Here is an 18,915-nt window from a genome sequence, read left to right as displayed (position 1 = left end):
CTGCCGCCGGCTGCAACCATCCCGGGCAACGGGAACGAAACGGGAGGTTTCCCCATGGGCGCATCGCCCCCCCACGCGCCGCGCGGCGCCGTCACGCTGTCGCTGTGCTTCTTGATCGCGCTGCTGGAAGGGTTCGACATCCAGGCGGTCGGCGTGGCCGCCCCCCTGCTGATCCCCGCCTTGGGCCTGACGCCAGGGCAGGCGGGCGTCGTGTTCGGGGCCGGCATGGCCGGGCTGGTCTGCGGCGCGCTGGCCGGCGGCTGGATGGCCGACCGCATGGGCCGGAAGCCGCTGCTGATGCTGGCCGTCGGCGTCTTCGGCCTGTTCACGCTGGCCACCGTGGTGGCGGGAGGGCCGGTGTCGCTGGGCATCTACCGGCTCCTGGCCGGGGCAGGGCTGGGGGCGGCGATGCCCACCCTGGTGGCCATCGCCCTGGAGATCGCCCCGGCCGACCGGCGGACCCGCACCACCACGTTGATGTTCAGCGGCATGCCGGCCGGCGGCGCGCTGGCGGCGCTGTTCGCGGCCGGCTTCCTTGCGCAGTTCGGCTGGAAAAGCATCTTCGTGGTCGGCGGCGTGCTGCCGCTGCTGCTGCTGCCGGTCATGGCGTGGCTGATGCCCGACAGCCGCACCGCAGCGGCCAGCGGCGCTGAGCAGCCGGGCGGGGGGCAAGCGCTGTTCGGCCAGGGCCGGCTGCTTGTCACGCTGCTGGCCTGGTTCACCTTCGGCCTGACGCTGCTGGTGCTGTATCTGCTGCTGAACTGGCTGCCGTCGCTGGTGGCGGCCAAGGGCCTGGGCGGAACGGGGGGCGCTGGCGCCGCCTTCGCCTTCAATGTTGGCAGCGTGATCGGCTGCGGGGTCATCGGCATGCTGGTGGACCGGTTCGGGCCGCGCGTTCCCATCATCGCGGCCTATCCCGCCCTGGCCCTGTCGCTGTTCGGGCTGGCGGGGGCCGACAGCCTCCTTCCGGTGGTGGTGCTGGCCGGCCTGGCGGGGTTCTTCTTGCTGGGCGCGCAGTATTCGCTCTATGGCGTCATCCCGCTCTATTACCCGGCGCGGGCGCGCGGGCTGGCCACCGGCGCCTCCATCGCCGCCGGCCGGCTGGGTTCCATCGGCGGTCCGATGGTGGCGGGCCACCTGCTGGGGCAGGGCTGGGGTCCCGCCGGCGTGGCCATGGCCATGGTGCCCGTGGTCCTGTCGGCCGGGGTGGCGGCGGCGGTGATGACCATTCGTGGGCGTTATGCCGCTGATTGAGCAAAGGGCGGAGGCGATCCGCGCCCGGCCGCGCGCCGGGCGCCATCCGGGCGGCGGGGCCTTCGGCCTGCGCTGTCCCGAGGGTCGCCGCCCGCTGGATCGTTCGAGTGGACTGGCTGCTGCTGGCGCTGGCGGCGCTGCTCGTCGCGCGCTTCGCCCGCTCGGCGGCGGCTTCAACGAGGTGCGGCGTCATGCCGCATGTCTGCGGGAGGACTCATGCAGGTAATCGTCGCGGGCGCCGGGATCGGCGGCCTGGCCGCAGCTCTGGCGCTACACGCCTCGGGCCATGAGGTGACGGTGTTCGAGGCCGTGCCCACCATCCTGCCGCTCGGGGTCGGCATCAACCTCCTGCCCCACGCCGCCGAGGTGCTGGACGAGCTGGGCCTTGTCCAGGCCTTGATGGCCCACGGGGTGGCGACCCGCGAGCTTGTCTATTTCAACCGCTTCGGCCAGCGCATCTGGGGCGAGCCGCGCGGCCGCTTCGCGGGTCACGCCGCGCCGCAGATCTCCCTGCACCGCGGCGCCCTCCAAGGCGTGCTGTTCGACGCCGCCGTCGAGCGGCTGGGCACAGACCGGGTGATCTGCGATCGGCGCCTCCTGGCCCACGAAGAGGGCGAGGGCCGCATCGTCGCGCGCTTCGTCGACCGCGAGGGCGTGGTCAGGGCGGTTCCAGCCGATCTCCTGATCTGCGCCGACGGCATCCATTCGGCGGCGCGCGCCGGCCTCTATCCGGACGAGGGGCCGCCGGTCTACGGCGGTCGCATCCTGTGGCGGGCGACCAGCCTGGCGGCGCCCTTCCTCACCGGCGCCAGCATGATCATGGCCGGGCATCAGGACCAGAAGTTCGTCGCTTATCCCATCTCCCCACCGGGGCCGGACGGTCGCCAGACGATCAACTGGATCGCCGAGCTCACCGTCGCCGAGAGCCTGCGGCGGGAGGACTGGAACCGGCGGGGCGATCCCGCCGACTTCCTGCCCAGGTTCGAGGCCTGGCGCTTCGACTGGCTGGATGTGCCCGGCCTGATTCGGGGCGCCGAGGCGATCTACGAGTTCCCGCTGGTCGACCGCGATCCGCTGCCGCGCTGGAGCCATGGGCGCATGACGCTGCTGGGGGACGCCGCCCATCCGATGTATCCCATCGGCTCCAACGGGGCGAGCCAGGCCATCCTGGACGCCCGCGCCCTGGTCCGCGCGCTCGCCGCCCACGCCGATCCAGCGGAAGCGCTGGCCGCGTACGAGGCGCAGCGCCTGCCCGCCACCGCCGCCATCGTTGCGGCCAATCGCGGCAACGGCCCGGAGCAGTGCATGCAGATGGCCCAGGACCGCGCGCCCGACGGGTTCGAACGTATCGAGGACGTCTTCGCCCCGGGCGAGCTGGAGGCCATCGCCGCCCGCTACAAGGTGCTGACCGGGCTGAAGCGCGCCTCGGAGCCCCGCGCGTGAGCCCTCCTCTCATCCCTCTGATGACACTCGAGGTGGCGGTGGACCCGCCGGTCACCGTCAATCCGGGCTCGCCCGGCCGGCGCTTCATCCCGATCGTCGGCGGCACGGTGGCCGGCGGCCTCGAGGGGCGGGTGCTGCCGGGCGGCGACTGGCAGACGATCTGGGCCGACGGGCGGATGGAGATCTCCGCCCACTACATCCTCGACATCGCCGGCCATGGGACCGTGGAGATCCTCTCCGAAGGCGTCCGCGCCGGGCCGCCGGAGGTGCTGGCGGCGCTCGGGCGCGGCGAGGCCGTGGACCCCGGGCTCTACTACTTCCGCACCGCCATCCGCATGCGCACCTCGGCGCCAGGCCTCCTGCGGCTGAACGCCGTGCTGGCCCTGTCCGTGGGCGAGCGGCTGGCCGACCGGGTGCGGCTCACGGTGTACGAGATCGGCTAGGGGGCGCGAGCGCGGCTGAGAGCTTCAAGGCCTCGGATGGCCTGACACGGAGAACGCATGAGCACACAGACGAGAGCGGCGAGACGCCGGGGCGATATCGGCGCAGGGTTCTTGGCCGTCATCCTCGGCATCACCTCCTTCCATCGCTCGGCAGGGGCACAACCGCCGCCCGAGGCGCCGCCGGCGCCCCCGGGCGAGACTCCGCCGGATGCGGCCCCCGCCGCGGACGCGAGCGCGGCGCCGGCGCCGCCTGCGGAAGCCCTCGCCGGCGCGCCGGCGCCCGAGAGCGCTGCCGGGCCCGGCTCAGCCGCGACGGCACCGCCGGCGGAGAAGGAGCCATGGAAGAAGCCGATCAGCGTCGCGGCCTGGGCCCGCGTCGGAGGTCGCTTGCAGAACCCCGGCGCGCGCGAGAAGATGGACCGGCTGCTCGGGGACGGAGAGCTGGATCTGATGGTCTCGGGCGAGATCAACCGGTTCATCGGCCTGCAGGGCGCGTTCGTCGCTCAGTTCGGGCCGACCCCGACAGGGGGCAACATCACGGGCAGCGCGACCATCCGTGACGTCATCGCCAAGTTCCAGTTCCATGATCTGCTGAACGTCTGGATCGGCCGGATGATCGTGCCGTCGGATCGCTCCGCCTTCTCCGGGCCGTGGTCGATGGGGCCGTGGAACTATCCCGGGTTCTTCGAGCCCTATGCGCCGCCGATCGGGCCGAGACAGGGGCCTCTCGGGCGCAACGATGGGGTGACCGCCTGGGGCAAGGCGGCGGGCGGCCTGTTCAAGTATTACGTGGGGGCTTTCAACCTGCATGACTCGTCGGTGAGCCCGCTTTACACGGCCAGGCTCAACCTGAGCTTGCTCGACCCGGAGCCAGCCTATTACCAGAAGGCCACATACCTCGGGGAGAAGAGCATCCTCGCGCTCGGCGTGGCGGGTGAGGTGCAGAAGGAAGGTTCGGTCGAGTCGCTGCCGCCCCCTGCGGCGGGCGAGCCCGCGGGCGTCCCGCGCAAGGACACCTACGGCGAGGTCAACGCCGACCTCCTGTTCGAGAAGAACCTCGGCGCGTCGGGCACCCTCACGCTCGAGGGCGCGTTCTACAAGTACTTCGGCGACTTCGAGAGGTTCGACTATTCTTATTTTGCGCTCGCGAGCTACCTCACGCCGAGCAACGTCGGCGTCGGGAAGCTGCAGCCTCTGGTCCGACTGCAACAGGCGAAGCCGAAGAACGCCGACGCCTATCTGCTCATCGACGCCCAGATGGGCTACATCATCGAGGGGCACGCCGCGCGTGTCGCGCTCGGCTATCAAAGAAGCGATCTGTCGGGGGCGAAGGGGAACGCCCTGTTCCTCGGCGTCCAGCTGCAAAAGTGATCCCCAGGACGGTGGGGGTTCGCGCCCACGACCCGCGGCATGGGCGCGTATGCCTATGTCGCGAGCCAGGGGGATCGGGTACGAAATCGTCGCAATCACCTCCATGGCGCGCCGCGCGAGATCGTGGGGCGTCGTGAAACCATCCAATCCGGTGTTCATGCGGATCCGTTCAACCGGTTACCCGGTGCACAGCGCGCAAACGAGGACGAGCCCTGGCAGGCGCGACGGGGTTTCTGCTCGTCCGGCGGAGACGATGCCACTGCCGGGGCGCCACGGGGAGCTCGCACGCGCATGAAGCTCGCCTCTCTCCGCAGCCCCGGCCGCGATGGCACGCTCGTCGTCGTCCGCCGCGACGGCCTCGCCTACGCGCCTGCCGGCGAGGCCTTCCCCACGCTCCAGGCCGCGCTCGACGACTGGGAGCGCGCCGAGCCCGCGCTCCGCCGCATCGCGGCCGACGTCGAGCGCGGCGGCGCGGCGGTGACCCCGCTCGCCGTGGAAGATCTCGCCGCGCCGCTGCCCCGCGCTTACGAGTGGGTCGACGGCTCGGCGTACATCCACCACATCGTGCTCGTGCGCAAGGCGCGCGGCGCGGAGCCCCCCGAGACGCTGACGACCGATCCGCTCGTGTACCAGGGCGGCTCCGGCGTCCTCCTCGGCCCGGCCGACGACATCGTCCTGCGCGACGAGGCCTGGGGCCTCGATTTCGAGGCCGAGGTCTGCGCCGTCCTCGGCGACACCCCGCAGGGCACGCGCCGCGAAGAGGCCCACCGGCACATCCGCCTCTTCCTGCTGGCCAACGACGTGACGCTGCGCAACCTCGTGCCCGCCGAGCTCGCGAAGGGGTTCGGGTTCTTCTGCTCCAAGCCCGCCACCGCGTTCTCGCCGTTCGCGATCACGCCCGACGAGCTCGGGGATGCATTCCGCGACGGGCGCGTGCACCTGCGGCTCCGCTCGACCTACAACGGCGCGCTCATCGGTGATCCCGAGGCCGGCCCGGAGATGCATTTCTCGTTCTTCGATCTCATCGAGCACATCGCCCGGACCCGCGGCTTCACGGCGGGGACGCTCCTCGGCAGCGGCACCGTCTCGAACCGGGATCCGGCGCGCGGCGTGTCGTGCCTGGCCGAGAAGCGCATGCTCGAGATCCTCGCGCACGGCGCGGCCACGACACCTTTCATGAAGCCAGGAGACACGATCATGATCGAGATGCTGAATCGCGCGGGAGAGAGCCTGTTCGGGCGCATCGCGCAGCGGGTGGTACCCGGATGAGCGCCAAGGTGGAGTCGATCGGCATCAAGCGCGTGGAGGCGCTGCACTACTACGTGCGCGACCTGGAGCGGAGCCGCAGGTTCTACACCGAGAAGCTCGATTTCCAGGAGATCGCCGCGAGCTCGCCGGAGCTCACGGCGGCGGCGGCGCAGCAGTCGGTCGTCTTCCAGGCCGGCGAGTGCGTCGTCGTCTGCTCGCAGCCGATCGCCGAGGGCGGGCGGGCGTGGCGCTACCTGCGCAAGCACCCCGACGGCGTGGGCACGGTGATCTTCGAGGTGGAGGACATCGATCGCGCCTTCCGGCTGCTCGACGGCCGCGGGGGCACGCCGATCGACGAGATCCACCGGGCGACGGACGAGGGCGGCGCGTTCGCGTCGTTCTCGATCACGACGCCGTTCGGCGACACCACCTTTCGCTTCGTGGAGCGGCGCGGATACCGTGCGCTGTTCCCCGGCTGCGTGGCCTACGACGCGCCGCGCGGCGGCGAGAACCGCTTCGGGATCGCCCGGTTCGATCACATCACCTCGAACTTCCAGACGATGGCGCCCGCCCTGCTCTGGATGGAGCACGTGCTCGGGCTCGAGCCGTTCTGGCAGATCGCGTTCCACACGAACGACGTCGCGAAGGACGCCAACCACGGCTCGGGCCTGCGCTCGGCCGTGATGTGGGACCCGGCCTCGGGCGTGAAGTTCGCGAACAACGAGCCTTACCGGCCGCACTTCAAGAGCTCGCAGATCAACGTCTTCAACGAGGAGCACCGCGGCGACGGCGTGCAGCACGTGGCGCTCGCCGTCGACGACATCCTCGCCGCCGTGCGCGCGATGCGCGGCCGGGGCGTGGAGTTCATGCCGACCCCGGCCGCCTATTACGACATGCTTCCCGAGCGCCTGCAGCGGCTCGGCATCGGGCAGATCGACGAGGACGCGGCGGCGCTGCGCGAGCTCGAGGTGCTGGTCGACGGCGACGGCGCGAGGTCGTACCTCCTCCAGATCTTCCTCAAGGAGTCGTCGGGCACGCACCGCGATCCCGAGGCCGGGCCGTTCTTCTTCGAGCTCATCCAGCGCAAGGGGGACCGCGGCTTCGGCGCCGGCAATTTCCGGGCGCTGTTCGAGAGCATCGAGCGGCAGCAGAAGGCGGGGAGCGGCTGATGCTCGATCGCGTCGTCGCCGGGATCGTCCCGCCCAAGCACCACATCGCCCTGCGCAGCGAGGCGGGGGATCTCCGCTACGAGGAGTGCCTGACGCGGGCGGGCTTCGACGGCCCCTACACGATCGCCTACCACGAGCGCCGGCCGCACGAGCACCGGGTCGCGGAGGCCGCGCACGGCTTCGCGCTGCCGGTCGCCGCGCCGGCGCGCCCGCTCGCGAAGCGGCACTACCGGTCGCAGGATCTGCCGCGGCGGGGCGGGCCCGCCGTCGACTGCCGCGTGCCGCTGCTCTTCAACGACGACGTGGTGATCGGGCTCGTCCAGCCGGACGCGGCCGATCCAGTGTACTTCGCGAACGCGGACGCCGACGAGCTGTTCTTCGTCTTCCACGGGGGCGGCGTCCTGCGCACGATGCTCGGCGATCTCCGCTTCGAGCAGGACGACTACGTCGTCATCCCGAAGGGGCTCTTCTACCGCTTCCTGCCGGACGCCGCGCCCCAGCGGTGGCTGTCGATCGAGGCCGCGGACATCCACCTCCCGCGCAAGTGGCGCAACGAGGTCGGCCAGCTGCGGATGGACGCGCCGTACTCGCACCGCGATTTCCGGCGGCCCACGTTCGTCGGCCCGCTCGACGAGGGCCTCCGCGCGCTCGTCGTCAAGCGCGGCAGCGCCTTCCACGGCTTCACCCTCGAGCGCTCGCCGCTCGACGTCGTCGGCTGGGACGGAGCTGTGTACCCGTTCGCGTTCCCCATCCAGCGCTTCCAGGCGCGCGTCGGGCTCGTGCACCTGCCTCCGGACTGGCACGGGACGTTCGCCGCGCGCGGCGCCCTCGTCTGCAGCTTCGTGCCGCGCCCGGCCGACTTCCACCCGGAGGCGATCCCCTGCCCGTACCCCCACGCGTCGGTCGATTGCGACGAGTTCCTGTTCTACTGCCGCGGCAACTTCACCTCGCGCCGCGGCGTCGGCCCCGGCAGCATCTCGCACCATCCGGCCGGCGTCCCGCATGGGCCGCACCCAGGCGCGTACGAGGCGAGCCTCGGGGCCCGCGAGACGAGCGAGCTCGCGGTCATGCTCGACACGACCCGCCCGCTCTCGGCCACCGCGGCCGCGCTCGCGGTGGAGGACCCGGGCTACCAGGACAGCTTCATCGCGGGCCCATGATCGAGGTCAGGCGCCCGGCCGACGATCTTCTCGCTGGATTCCAGCGCGCGCCGGACGTCGAGAATCGACAAGGGACAGGCGACAGCGCGCTACTCGAGGTGCCACACCACGATGGCGATCGTCAGCGAGCCCAGCACGCCCGTGACGTAGATCGCGGCGGCGTGCTCCGGGAAGACCGCGGCGGCCGCCGCGCACGCCGCGCAGAGCGCGGCCGCTAGCCAGCTCGCCCTCGGCAGGCTCGGCGCGGCGGTCGCGTGGACGGCCGCGAAGAGGAGCAGGTTCGTCGCGAGCGCGCGCTCCACGGGCTCGTCCGTGATCACGGCGAGCGCCCGATGAAGGAGCATCGCGACGAGCAGCACCTTCACCACGTGGCCGATCCGCCGGTTCACCGCGCTCTTCGAGAGCGGGCGGCGGAAGACCCGGAGCAGCGTGAGCCCCGCGAGCGCCGTGACGCAGCCCATGGCGAAGAGGTCCACGGGGCGGACCACCGGGACGACGCGGCCGATACCCACCGTCGCCATCACCACGCCGAGGGCGCCGATCAGGAGGCCGAAGCGGATGCGCTCGCGCCTGGAGACGGTGAGATCGAACTCGGAGCTCCTCGCCAGCTCGTCGGCGAGGACGCCCAGCAGATCGTCGAGCCTCGGCCACCGCTCCTCCGGCCGCGCGCGGAGCCCGCGCGCGAGCGCGCCGCGGACCCGCGCGGGCACCTTCGAGCCGGCCGGCGCGGGCCTCAGGAGATCGCGCCGCGCCCCGTCGAGCCGCGCTCGGACGTCCTCGCCCTCGAACGGCGGCTCCCCGTAGAGCGCCTCGTAGAGCGTCGCGCAGAAGCTCCACTGATCGCTCCTCGCCGTCGCCGGCCTCCGCTCGGCCTGCTCGGGCGCCATGTACGCCGGCGTCCCCATGAACGCGCTCCCGGCTGTGAGCGGCGCGCGGAGCGCGTCCTCCCCGGGAATCTCGGCTCCGGGGCCCCCGCTGGAGAGGGGCCGGTCCTCCTCGACGTGGAGGCGCGCGAGCCCGAAATCGGCGATGCGCGCCCGGCCGTCCTTGCCGATCAGGATGTTGTCCGGCTTGACGTCGCGGTGGACGAGCCCCTCCTGGTGCGCCGCCGCGAGGCCGCGGCCCGCCTGGATCCCCGCGGCGAGCGCGGCCTCCCAGGCGCGGGGCTGCTCGCCGCGCAGGTCGCGGAGCGTCCGGCCGTCGACGAACTCCATCGCCACGAACACGCCCCGCTCGTGCTCGCCGATCTCGTAGATGGGGACGACGTTCGGGTGCGAGAGCCTGGCCATCACCTGCGCCTCGCGCACGAGGCGGGCCCGGTCGTCGGGATCGACCCTCCCCGGCGCGATGAGCTTGAGGGCGACGCGGCGGTCGAGCTCCGCGTCGTAGGCCGCGTAGACGACGCCCATCCCGCCCTGTCCGGCCTTGGCGAGCACCGTGAACCGCCCGATGCGCGCGCCGGGGCTCAGCGGTTCGTCGCGGCCGGGGAGGGCGACGGCGGCGCCTTTCAAGAAGCCGTCCGGCTGGGCGCCGTCGCTCCGGAGCAGGCTCCACACCTCCCGGAGGAGCTCCGGGCGGCCCGCGCACCGCGCCTCGAGGAACGCCCGGCGGTGCTCGTGGCGCTCATCGAGCGCCGCCTCGAAGAGCGCCTCTACCTCGCTCGGATCAAGGGGCGGGCTCATCTCCGCCGTGGAGCGCGCGGTAGAGCCACGCCTTGGCGAAGCGCCAGTCGCGCTCGACCGTGCGCGTCGTCACGCCCGAGAGCTCGGCGATCTCGTCCTCGGTCAGGCCCGCGAAGTAGCGCAGCATCACGATCTCGGCCTTGCGCGGGTGCTCCTGGCTCATCTTGCGCAGGGCCTCGTCGAGGGCGAGGAGGTCCTCGACGGGGAGATCGAGCGCGAGGGGCAGCTCGTGGAGGTCCTCCTCGGGGGCGCGCACCTGATCGCCGCCCCGCTTCCGGGCGGCCTTGTGGCGCGCGTAATCGACGAGGAGATCGCGCATGGCCTGGGAGGCGGCGCCGAAGAAATGGGCGCGGCTCTGGAAGCGGGCCTCGCCGTCCCGGAAGAGCTTCTCGTACGCCTCGTGGACGAGCGCGGTGGGGCCGAGGGTCTGCCCGGCGCGGAGGTGGCGGACGCGGGCCAGGGCGATCGTCTTGAGCTCGGCATAGACGGCGCGGAGCAGGGCGTCCGCGGCGTCCCTCTGGCCCTCCTGGGCGGCGTGCAGGAGGCCCGTGATGGCCTCGCCGGCGCTCGGTCCGGGGGCGCGTCGGTCGCTCGCGTTCATGGGGGCGCCTCGATCAGGCCGGAGCGTACACCAAGTGGCCGCGCCGACGAGCCCGACCGCGCGCTCCACGCCACGGCGGGCCGCGCGCCGCTCCGCCGCCCGATCGGCCGAGACGAGGCACGCCCGCCCCGCGGCCGGGCGCGGCCCCGCGGTGGCGGCGATCTCACGTCGCCTTGCGCTTGCCCGACCGTGCCTTCCGCTGCGTCGGCGCCCTCCGCTGCGTCCGCTCGGGGGCCGCCGCCTTCTCGGGCCGCGTGGCCAGGGCCACGACGCAGCCGAGCTCCTCGCGGAGCGCGTCGGCCCTGCTCTCGCCGAGCTGCTCGCGGACGTGCTTCTGCGTCCGCTCCCACAGCGGGAACGCCGCCTCGATCGCGCGCTCTCCCTGGCGCGTCAGGGAGATGATGCGGACGCGCGCGTCGCCGGGCGCCCGCGCCACGCGGAGCAGGCCCGCCTTCTCGAGCGGCACGAGGTTCCTCGTGAGCGTCGTGCGATCCATGACGAGCCCGTCCGCGAGCGCGCTGAGCTGCACGCCCTCGTCGCCGCAGGTCGCGACCGCGGCGAGCATCGTGAGCTGCGTCGACTGGAGCCCAGCCGCGCGCAGGCTGTCGTCGTAGAGCCGCGTCAGCGCGCGCGACGCGCGGCGGACACGCACGAGGGCGCACTGGCTCGCGATGATCTGGGCTGCGCGGGCAAAATCGGTCACCAGTGTATCTACACTATTTCGACCAGGTCCGTCAAATCGCGGCCAGGATCCCTGCTTGACATACGTTCAGGTGTGGCTACACCTATCTCGTCCTCGACGACGTGGATCCGCCTCGTCTGCTCGACCGCCTGCTCGGCGTCGGCGGTCCGGGCGGCCCCGGCGCGCGCTGGCCGATCCCTCGATCGATCGGTCATCCGTCGCCAGGGCCATGGCGGCGCCGAGGCGAGCACCGCGGCATCACCCGCGCGGCCGGGGGCCATGGGCCCGCGGCGCGCTCCGAGCATTTACGTGTAGGTACACTTATTCGAGCGGCCCGAGCGGCGCAGCGGTGAAAAGCGCACGAAACATCGGCTGGCACGCGGTGCCAGGCGTGCGTCGACGCGTGCGCGGGCGGGTCGCGTGGAGAGGATCTATGGGCGAGTTCTTCGTCGTTCCGTACTGCGTGAAGTTCGAGGACAGCATGGCCTATGGCAGCCATCACTACCTCACGAACTTCCGCTTCCAGTGCATCGCGCGCGAGACGCTCTACTTCGCCGAGGCCGCGGACGGCACGCTCCCGCACGAGGAGGATCGCGCCGCGATCCGGCTGCTCACCACCGAGGGGTACAGCCGGAACCTCGCGCCGGTGCGCGTGGGCGAGCGCGTCGCGATCTTCATGAGCCTCGGCGCCGTGACGCGCTCGAGCGCGTACGGCTACTTCCGCACGGTCCGCTTCGACGGCGAGCCCGTGGCGTGCGGCTACCAGCGCATCGTCGCCGTCTCCTCGGGGAGCGACGAGCTCGCGCCGCTGCCCAGGTCGGTGACGGCGCACGTCGGGGCCCTCGACGAGCGCGTGCCGCACCAGCGCTTCGTCGAGCTCTGCCTGCGCGGCGGCTCCGCGCTGCGCGAGCTCTTCCCCGAGCGCCTGCTCCGGCACGCCGCCGAGGTCGCGCGCGGGCCGCTCCACGAGGCGCGCCCGCACAGGGCGCGGTGGGGCGCGGAGACCGCGGCGGGCGGGGAGGCCGCGCAGGGGCGCTCCGGGGAGGCCGCGCGGGAGAGCGGCGGCGTCGCCGGCAAGATCGCGCTGCTCCTGCCGGGCCAGGGCTCGTTCGACCTCCGGCTCCTGCGAGCGCTCCACGCGCGCTTTGACGCCGCGCGCGAGGCCGTCGCCGCGGCCGAGCCCGCGGCGCGCGAGCTGCTCGGCGCCTCGCTCGCGGCGCTCGTGACCGCCGGCGAGGCGGAGGCGCGGGCCGCCCTGGAGGCGTGCGTCGATCTCGATCAGCTCGGGATCCTCGTCCAGGACCACGTCGCCGTCGCGCTGCTCCGGTCCGCCGGGCTCGAGCCGGACGTCGTGGCGGGGCACAGCCTCGGGGAGATCGCCGCGCTGGCCGCGGGCGGCGCGTTTCCCCTCGCGACGGCCGCCGAGGTCGTCTGCCGCCGGGTGCTCGCCCTCCGCGGCGCGCCGCCCGGCCGCATGCTCGCCGCCCACACCGGCGCGGAGCGCCTGCGCGACGAGGTGCATGCGCTCGGCCGGGACGACGTGTTCGTCGCGGTGGTGAACGCGGCCGATCAGGCGGTCGCGTCGGGCACGGCGGACGGCATCGCGGCGCTCGAGCGGCGGCTCACCGGCGCCGGCGTTCGCGCGACGGTGCTCGCGAGCCGCTACGCCTTCCACTCGCCGCTGCTCGCGCCGGCGGTCGGTCCGTTCGCGAGCGCCCTCGCGCGCGCCGGCGCGGCGCGGCCCGCGCTGGCCACGTACTCGCCGATCGATCGCGTCCACTACGGCGACGGACCGCTCGCGCCCGCGCGCCTGCTGCCGATGCACCTCGTGACGCCGCTCGACTTCGAGGCGGCCGTGCGCGACCTCCACGCGGCGGGGGTCCGCACCTTCGTCGAGTGCGGCGGCGGCGGCGCCCTGACCGCGCTCGCGCGGCGGAGCGCGCCGCCCGGGCCCGATCTGCGCGTGATCTCGACCTTCCGCGCCGGAGAGGACGTCGTGGCCGAGCACCGGCGCGTGATCGACGCGCTGCGCGCCGCGGGGCGCCCGCTCACGGCGGTCGCGCCGCTCCCGGAGGCGGAGCCGGACGGCCGCCGCCCGCGCGAGGCAGCGAGCCCCGCCGCCGCCGCGAGCCCGCGCGACGACGCCGCCTCCGCTGCGGGGGCGGCGCCGATCGCGATCGTGGGCATGGGCGCGGTGCTGCCGGGGGCCGGCGGCGTCGACGCCTACCTCGCGCAGCTGCTCGCGGGCACGTGCGGGATCGCCGACACCGGCGAGCGACACCCGGAGCTCGCGACCGACTTCCTGAACCGCGGCCGCGCCGCCGACAAGACCTACAGCCTGCTGGTCGGCACGGTCGACGCCCTCGGCCCGTACGCCGAGCAGACCGGCTACGACGCGGCCACGCTCGAGCGGCTGCCCAAGACGGCCCGCATGCTGGCGTGCGCGCTCGCCGAGGCCCGATCACACGCGGCCGCGCTCCGCGGCGGCGCGCCCCTGCGGATCGTGTGCCTCCTCGGGTCCACGGCCGACGGCTCGATCGAGCACGACGAGGCCACGCTGCTGCTCGGCGTCGAGCGCGCGCTCGACGGCGCCGCCGCGGACGAGGCGGCCCGCGCCGCCGTGATGGACGCGCTGGCGGCCGAGCTCGGGCTCGACGCCGGCCGGCGCGCGGCGTGCCGCGGCCACCTCGAGCCGCTCGCGCGCGTCGTGCGCGACGTGGTGGGGGAGGGCGCGCGCACCGTCCTCGTCGACGCGGCCTGCGCGTCGTCGATGCACGCGGTGCACCTGGGCGCCGCGATGCTCCGCCGCGGCCTCGCCGACGTCGTGATCGCCGGCGGCGCCTACCAGCCCGGCCCGACGAACGCGTGCCAGTTCTCGCAGTTCGGCGGGCTCTCGGCGACCGGCAGCCGCCCCTTCGACGCGTCCGCCGACGGCGTCGTGTTCGGCGAGGGCGCCGCGGTCGTCGTGCTCGAGCGGCTCGACGACGCCCGATCGCGGGGCGATCGCGTCGACGCCGTGCTCCTGGGCAGCGGCCTGTCGAGCGACGGCCCGAGCCCGTCGGTCACGGTGCCGCAGCGCCGCGGGCAGGCCCTGGCGATGCGGCGCGCCCACGCGCGGGCCGGCGTCGAGGCGCGGAGCGTCCAGTACGTCGAGGCGCACGCCACGGCGACGCCCGTCGGCGACGCCACCGAGTTCCAGGCGCTCGCCGAGGTGTTCGCGAGCGACGCCGGCGACGCGGGCGCCCCGCGCATCGCCCTGGGCAGCGTCAAGTCGCTGCTGGGCCACACGGGCTGGACCGCGGGCGTCGCGTCGCTCATCAAGGTCGTGCTCGCGATCCGCGAGCGCACGCTCTTCCCGCAGCACGGGTTCCAGGCGCCGAGCGCGCGCATCGATCTGGCGCGCTCGCCGTTCGCCATCCCGACGGCGGCCGCCCCCTGGAGCGCCGAGGGCGGAGCCCCGCTGCGCGCCGCGCTCGACAGCTTCGGCTTCGGCGGCACCAACGCGCACCTCGTCGTCGAGGAGCACCGCCCCGAGCGCCACCCCGCGCGCCCGCGCCCGCGCGACGGCGCCCGCGCCCTGTGCGTCGTCGGGCTCGGGTCCGTGTTCCCAGCCACAGGAGGCGCGACCGCGGGCGCCCCGTCGGACGTGCTCGCGTTCGACGAGGGCGCGCTCCGGCTGCCGGCCCGCGCGCCGGTCCTCCCGGACGCCCTCGAGGCGATGGACCCGACGCAGCTGCTCGCGGCGATGGCCGCGGAGGAGGCGCTCGCGGCGCTGCCCGCGCGCGAGCTCTGCGAGCGCATCGGCGTCGTCGTCGGCCACGAGGGCAAGACGCGCCGCGGCGCGCGCGCCAACGAGCGCATCTTCGCCGACCGCGTGGCGCGGGCGCTCCGGGCGCGCGGCGTCGGCCCCGCGCTGGCCTCCGCGACGGCCGACGCGCTCCGCGCGGGATCGCCCGCGACGGGGCCGTACACGCAGCCGGGCAACATGCCCAACGTCATCTCCGGGCGCGTCGCCAACGTCTTCGGCCTGCGCGGGCCGAACTTCGTCGTCGACACCTCGGCGACCTCGCTGCTCGACGCGCTCGCTGCCGCCGATCTCGTGCTCGACGAGGACTGCGACGTCGCGCTCGCGGGGGCCGTCAACGCCTTCAGCGACGACGTCGCGCGGGGCGCGTCCGCTACCTGTGACCCGCGGCCGGTCGGCGAGGCGGCGCTGCTCGTCGCGCTGTGCACCGAGGACACCGCCGCGCGCCACGCCTGGCCGGTGCTCGCTCGCCTGCGCCTCGTCGGCGGCGCGGCGGAGGGCGCCGCCGGCGCGGCGGGGCGCGGCCCCTCGGCCCGCGATCTCGCGGTCGGCGGATCGCGCGCGCGGCTGCGCGGGGCCGAGGGCGCCGTCGAGCTCCACGCGGCGATCCGCGGCGCGCGCGCGCACGGCGCCGCGCTGGTGCGCTGGCCGTCCGATCCCCGCGCCGTCCAGGTCACGCCTCCCGAGGCCGCGGCGGTCGCGCCGGCGCGAGCGGCCTCGGGCTTCGCGACGGGCACGCCGATCCACGGCTTCGTCCCCGAGATCGCCCCCGCGCCGGCGACGGGGCCGGCGGCGCGCGTCCCGTCCCGCGTCCTCTACGTCTGCACCGACGCGGCGCTCGCCATGGAGGTGCGGCGCGCCGCCCGCTCCGGCGAGGAGCGCGCGCGCGTCCTCGCGCTCGCCGTCGAGGAGGCGTCCGGCACGGCGGAGCCCGGGATCCCGCGCGACCTCGCGGCGCCTGGGGCCGAGGCGTCCGGCGGCGCGCCCTCGCTCGACGCCCGCGACGAGGCGCGGCTCGGCGCGTCGTTCGCGGCCCTGGCCCCCGATGACGTCGACGCGGTCGTCGTGCTCACCCGCGCCACGGACGCGCTCGCGTTCGTCGACGGCGCGCCGGGCTCGTACAGGCCGGCGCTGCGCGCGCTGTTCGGCGCTGCGCGCCGCTATTACGGCGCCATCGCGCGCGGCGAGGTGGCCTTCGCCGCCGTCGTCGCCTCCGCCGTGGACCTCCACGGGCGGCTCGCGCCGGTGAGCGGCGCCGTCGGCGGCTTCGTGAAGTCCCTGGCGCGCGAGCTCCCGGGCGGCGACGTGCGCGTCGTCCACACCGACGCGCGCGACGTCGCGGCCGCGCTCGGCGCGCTCTCCGAGGAGTGGCGGCGCGCCCGGCCCGCCGTTCCCGAGGAGGTGGTCGATCTCGGCGGCGCGCGGCACGCCGTGCAGCTCGCCCACGCCTCCGCGAGGCCGCGCGCGCGCGCCGTACCGCAGCTCGGCGCCGACTCGGTCGTGCTCGTGACGGGCGGCGCGCGCGGCATCACGGCGGAGCTCGTCGAGGGCCTGCTCGACCGCTTCGGCTGCCGCGCCGTGCTCCTCGGCCGCTCGCGGCTGGAGGACGCTCCGGCCCGCGCGCTCGCGATGACCGACGCGGCGTTCGACGCGTACGAGCGGGACTTCTATGCAGAGGCCCTGCGCGAGAGCCCGGGCCTGCGGATGGGCGTCCTGCGCGAGCGCTACGCGCGCCTCCGCGCGGCGCGCGAGGCGCACCGGGTCCTCGCCCAGCTGCGCGCCGGGGGCGCCGGTGGTCGCGTCGTCGACTACCACGCCGTCGACGTGACGCGCGGCGAGGACGTCGACCGCGCCGTCGCGGCGGTCGCGGCGGCGTACGGCCGGGTCGATCTGGTCGTGCACGGCGCCGGCATCCAGGTGTCGAGCCGGCTCACGTCGAAGCCGCTCGAGCTGTTCGAGCGGATCGTCGACACGAAGCTCGCCGGCCTCGCCCACCTCCGCCGCGCCCTCGCGCGCCACCTGCCCGACGCGCGCCCGCACGTCCACCTCGTCACCTCGGCGTTCAGCGTGCTCGGCAACGACGGGCAGCCGGACTACGGCGCCGCGAACGAGGCGATGAACCGCGCGGCCGCGTACTTCGCCGCCGAGGCGGGCGCGGGCCCGTGGTCGAGCATCGCGTGGCTCGGCTGGAACGGCGTCGGCATGACCGCCGGCTCCGAGTACAGCGCGCTCGGCGCGGCGCGCGGGCTCCGGGGCGTCGAGCCGGAGGAGGGGAGGCGGATCTTCCTCGACCTCGTCGCCGAGCCGCCCGCCGGCGCGGCGCATGTCCTGCTCGGCGACGGCGAGATCGAGCGCTTCGCCCCGCGCCTCGTCGCGGCGGATGCGGCGGTCGCGGCGGACGCGTCGGGGAGCGCGCCCGCGAGCGCGTGGACGCTCGATCCGCGCGTCGATCCGTGGCTCTCCGACCACCGCGCGCGCTCGAGCGCCGTCGCTGCCGGGGCCTTCCTCGTCGACCTGGCCGTCCGGCACGCGCTCGCGACCTCCGGCGGCGGCGCGCTCGTCCGCGAGGTCCGCGACGTGCGCTTCCTCGAGTTCCTGCGCCTCGCCGACGACGCGCCGCGCGACGTGCGCGCGGTGACGACCCGCCGCGAGCGCCTCGCCGGCGGCCGCGTCGCGTGCGCCGTCGAGGTGCGCGGCGACTTCGTGCACCGGTCGGGCGTGACCCTCCGCGCCGGCGTTGTCTTCGCGACCTGCGTGGTCGAGCTCGCCCCGATCCACGTCGGGCGCGATGGCCTCGCTTCGCGGCACGCCGGGCGGATCGACGGGCCCCTGGTCCGCGACCCCTACGCGAGCCCTGGCTCGCCGGTCCGGCACGCGGGCTGGTTCGATCACCTCGGCACCTTCGTGCTCGGCGCCGCGCTCAAGGAGGCCCGGTTCCGCCTCACGACCGACGGCGCCCTCGCAGGGCAGCGCGGGGCCGCCACGCCGTTCCTCCTGCTCGACGCGCTCCTGTCGCTGGGCACCCTGCGCCGCGACGAGGCGGGCGCGTTCCCGGTGTGCGCCGCGGGCGGCGTCGACCGGATCCGCTTCGGGACGGCGGCCAACGACCTCGCGCTCCGCGACGCGGGCGTCCCCGTCCGGCTCGTCGCCACGGCCCCGACCGCGGCGGGCGACCGCGTCCTCGGCGCGTGGGCGCAGGCGCTCGACCCCTCGGGCGGCGTGCTCCTGGAGGTCGAGGGGCTCGAGGGCCGCGTCGTGGGGCGCGTGGCCGCGGACGTCCGCCCGGCGGCGCAGGCGACGCTGACGCTGGGGGCGCCGTGACGCCGCCGCTCGCCATCGCGGTCGCGCGGGCGGACGCCGAGGCCGCGGCGCGCCTCGAGCCCTACCTGACGGCCGGCGAGCGCCGCGCGTGCGCCGCGCAGCGCGTCGCGGCCCGGCGGGCGCAGTCCGCGTGCGCGCGCGTCGCGGCGAAGTGGCTGCGCCTCGAGCTCGCCGCCGGCCGCGGCGCGCCGCTTGTCGCGCTGGACGCGGCCTCGCTCGAGGCGCACCCGCGCGCCGCCTACCTCGCCTGCGCGGTGACGGGGCCGTGCGGCCGTCGCCCGCGCTTCGAGGACGGCGCGTTCGCGCTGTCGCTCTCGCACGCGGGCGAGCTCGCGGCGGCCGCGGTCACCACGGCGCGCGCGGTCGGCGTCGACGTCGAGCGGGTCGAGGCGCGCGCGGCGAGCTTCGCCGACGAGCACTTCACCCCGCGCGAGCGCGAGGGCCTCGCGCGGGGCGCCGCGGCGGGCGCCCCGCGCGCCGCCCTCGAGACGTTGCTCTGGAGCGCCAAGGAGGCGCTCTACAAGACGGGGGCGCTCGCGCTGCCGGCGCGGTTCTCGTTCCGGGACATCGACGTCGCGTTCCCGCCGGGGGGCGCGCGCCTCGCGCAGCCCTCGATCCGCTCCTTCGCGCTGGGCGCGCGGGGCGGGCAGTTCTTCGGCCGGGCCGTGCTGACCGGTGCGTTCGCGCTCGTCGCGGCCGTCCCGCTCCCGCCGGCCGCCGCTCTCGGATGAATGGC

12 protein-coding genes are annotated in these 18,915 nt (G+C 74.9%); 9 read left to right on the top strand and 3 right to left on the bottom strand.

Translation table 11 applies throughout. The annotated features are described in order from the left end of the window. Positions 1–54: 54 nt before the first annotated feature. The 7 genes from WMF22_RS26570 (at position 55) to WMF22_RS26540 (ending at position 8,088) form a co-directional block, all read left to right on the top strand. The gene (locus WMF22_RS26570; protein ID WP_437292795.1) at positions 55–1,254 is read left to right on the top strand and encodes an MFS transporter; all 1,200 of its coding nucleotides are present in this window, start codon (positions 55–57) and stop codon (positions 1,252–1,254) included. Positions 1,255–1,470: 216 nt separating this feature from the next. Next, positions 1,471–2,697 carry a flavin-dependent oxidoreductase gene (locus WMF22_RS26565; RefSeq protein ID WP_437292794.1) on the top strand — a complete coding sequence of 409 codons (1,227 nt, stop codon included), beginning with the start codon at positions 1,471–1,473 and terminating at the stop codon, positions 2,695–2,697. Further along, positions 2,694–3,140, top strand: a complete 447-nt coding sequence (locus WMF22_RS26560) for a DUF3237 domain-containing protein (protein ID WP_437292793.1) — start codon at positions 2,694–2,696, stop codon at positions 3,138–3,140. The genes WMF22_RS26565 and WMF22_RS26560 overlap by 4 nt, the downstream gene beginning before the upstream one ends. A 57-nt stretch (positions 3,141–3,197) precedes the next feature. Beyond that, positions 3,198–4,511: a hypothetical protein gene (locus WMF22_RS26555; protein WP_437292792.1), complete on the top strand. Its 1,314-nt coding sequence runs from the start codon at positions 3,198–3,200 to the stop codon at positions 4,509–4,511. Between the two features lie 291 nt (positions 4,512–4,802). Continuing rightward, positions 4,803–5,780, top strand: a complete 978-nt coding sequence (locus WMF22_RS26550) for a fumarylacetoacetate hydrolase family protein (RefSeq protein WP_438031597.1) — start codon at positions 4,803–4,805, stop codon at positions 5,778–5,780. Then, the gene (locus WMF22_RS26545; RefSeq protein ID WP_438031596.1) at positions 5,777–6,928 is read left to right on the top strand and encodes a 4-hydroxyphenylpyruvate dioxygenase family protein; all 1,152 of its coding nucleotides are present in this window, start codon (positions 5,777–5,779) and stop codon (positions 6,926–6,928) included. The genes WMF22_RS26550 and WMF22_RS26545 overlap by 4 nt, the downstream gene beginning before the upstream one ends. After that, complete coding sequence (locus tag WMF22_RS26540; protein ID WP_438031595.1) at positions 6,928–8,088, top strand: homogentisate 1,2-dioxygenase; 1,161 nt, start codon at positions 6,928–6,930, stop codon at positions 8,086–8,088. The genes WMF22_RS26545 and WMF22_RS26540 overlap by 1 nt, the downstream gene beginning before the upstream one ends. 89 nt (positions 8,089–8,177) lie before the next feature. On the opposite strand, the gene WMF22_RS26535 is transcribed toward WMF22_RS26540, so the two are convergent. From WMF22_RS26535 to WMF22_RS26525, 3 genes are all read right to left on the bottom strand, one after another. Further along, entirely contained in the window at positions 8,178–9,770 is a 1,593-nt protein-coding gene (locus WMF22_RS26535) for a serine/threonine-protein kinase (RefSeq protein ID WP_438031594.1), read from the bottom strand. Continuing rightward, complete coding sequence (locus WMF22_RS26530) at positions 9,754–10,371, bottom strand: ECF-type sigma factor (RefSeq protein WP_012237522.1); 618 nt, start codon at positions 10,369–10,371, stop codon at positions 9,754–9,756. Before WMF22_RS26530 ends, WMF22_RS26535 begins: the two co-directional genes overlap by 17 nt. Before the next feature lie 163 nt (positions 10,372–10,534). Next, entirely contained in the window at positions 10,535–11,074 is a 540-nt protein-coding gene (locus tag WMF22_RS26525; RefSeq protein WP_437292787.1) for a MarR family winged helix-turn-helix transcriptional regulator, read from the bottom strand. Between the two features lie 412 nt (positions 11,075–11,486). Between WMF22_RS26525 and WMF22_RS26520 the strand changes: the two genes are divergently transcribed. Both WMF22_RS26520 and WMF22_RS26515 read left to right on the top strand, forming a co-directional pair. Next, on the top strand, positions 11,487–18,179 hold the full coding sequence (locus WMF22_RS26520; protein ID WP_437292786.1) for an SDR family NAD(P)-dependent oxidoreductase: 6,693 nt from the start codon (positions 11,487–11,489) through the stop codon (positions 18,177–18,179). Then, positions 18,176–18,910 (top strand): 4'-phosphopantetheinyl transferase superfamily protein, encoded by a 735-nt coding sequence (locus tag WMF22_RS26515; protein WP_437292785.1) that lies wholly within the window; start codon positions 18,176–18,178, stop codon positions 18,908–18,910. Before WMF22_RS26520 ends, WMF22_RS26515 begins: the two co-directional genes overlap by 4 nt. Positions 18,911–18,915: the final 5 nt, after the last annotated feature.

Source organism: Sorangium sp. So ce204 (genome assembly GCF_051526795.1).
GTDB classification, from domain to species: Bacteria; Myxococcota_A; Polyangia; order Polyangiales; family Polyangiaceae; genus Sorangium; species Sorangium cellulosum_B.
This window is presented reverse-complemented; position numbering and strand designations above follow the sequence as displayed.

Bases quoted from the DNA above. Each gene is read 5' to 3' on its own strand.
- WMF22_RS26555 (WP_437292792.1), top strand. From the start codon at position 3,198: ATGAGCACACAGACGAGAGCGGCGAGACGCCGGGGCGATATCGGCGCA.
- WMF22_RS26550 (WP_438031597.1), top strand. From the start codon at position 4,803: ATGAAGCTCGCCTCTCTCCGCAGCCCCGGCCGCGATGGCACGCTCGTC.
- WMF22_RS26530 (WP_012237522.1), bottom strand. From the start codon at position 10,371: ATGAACGCGAGCGACCGACGCGCCCCCGGACCGAGCGCCGGCGAGGCC.
- WMF22_RS26520 (WP_437292786.1), top strand. From the start codon at position 11,487: ATGGGCGAGTTCTTCGTCGTTCCGTACTGCGTGAAGTTCGAGGACAGC.
- WMF22_RS26535 (WP_438031594.1), bottom strand. From the start codon at position 9,770: ATGAGCCCGCCCCTTGATCCGAGCGAGGTAGAGGCGCTCTTCGAGGCG.
- WMF22_RS26540 (WP_438031595.1), top strand. From the start codon at position 6,928: ATGCTCGATCGCGTCGTCGCCGGGATCGTCCCGCCCAAGCACCACATC.
- WMF22_RS26565 (WP_437292794.1), top strand. From the start codon at position 1,471: ATGCAGGTAATCGTCGCGGGCGCCGGGATCGGCGGCCTGGCCGCAGCT.
- WMF22_RS26545 (WP_438031596.1), top strand. From the start codon at position 5,777: ATGAGCGCCAAGGTGGAGTCGATCGGCATCAAGCGCGTGGAGGCGCTG.
- WMF22_RS26570 (WP_437292795.1), top strand. From the start codon at position 55: ATGGGCGCATCGCCCCCCCACGCGCCGCGCGGCGCCGTCACGCTGTCG.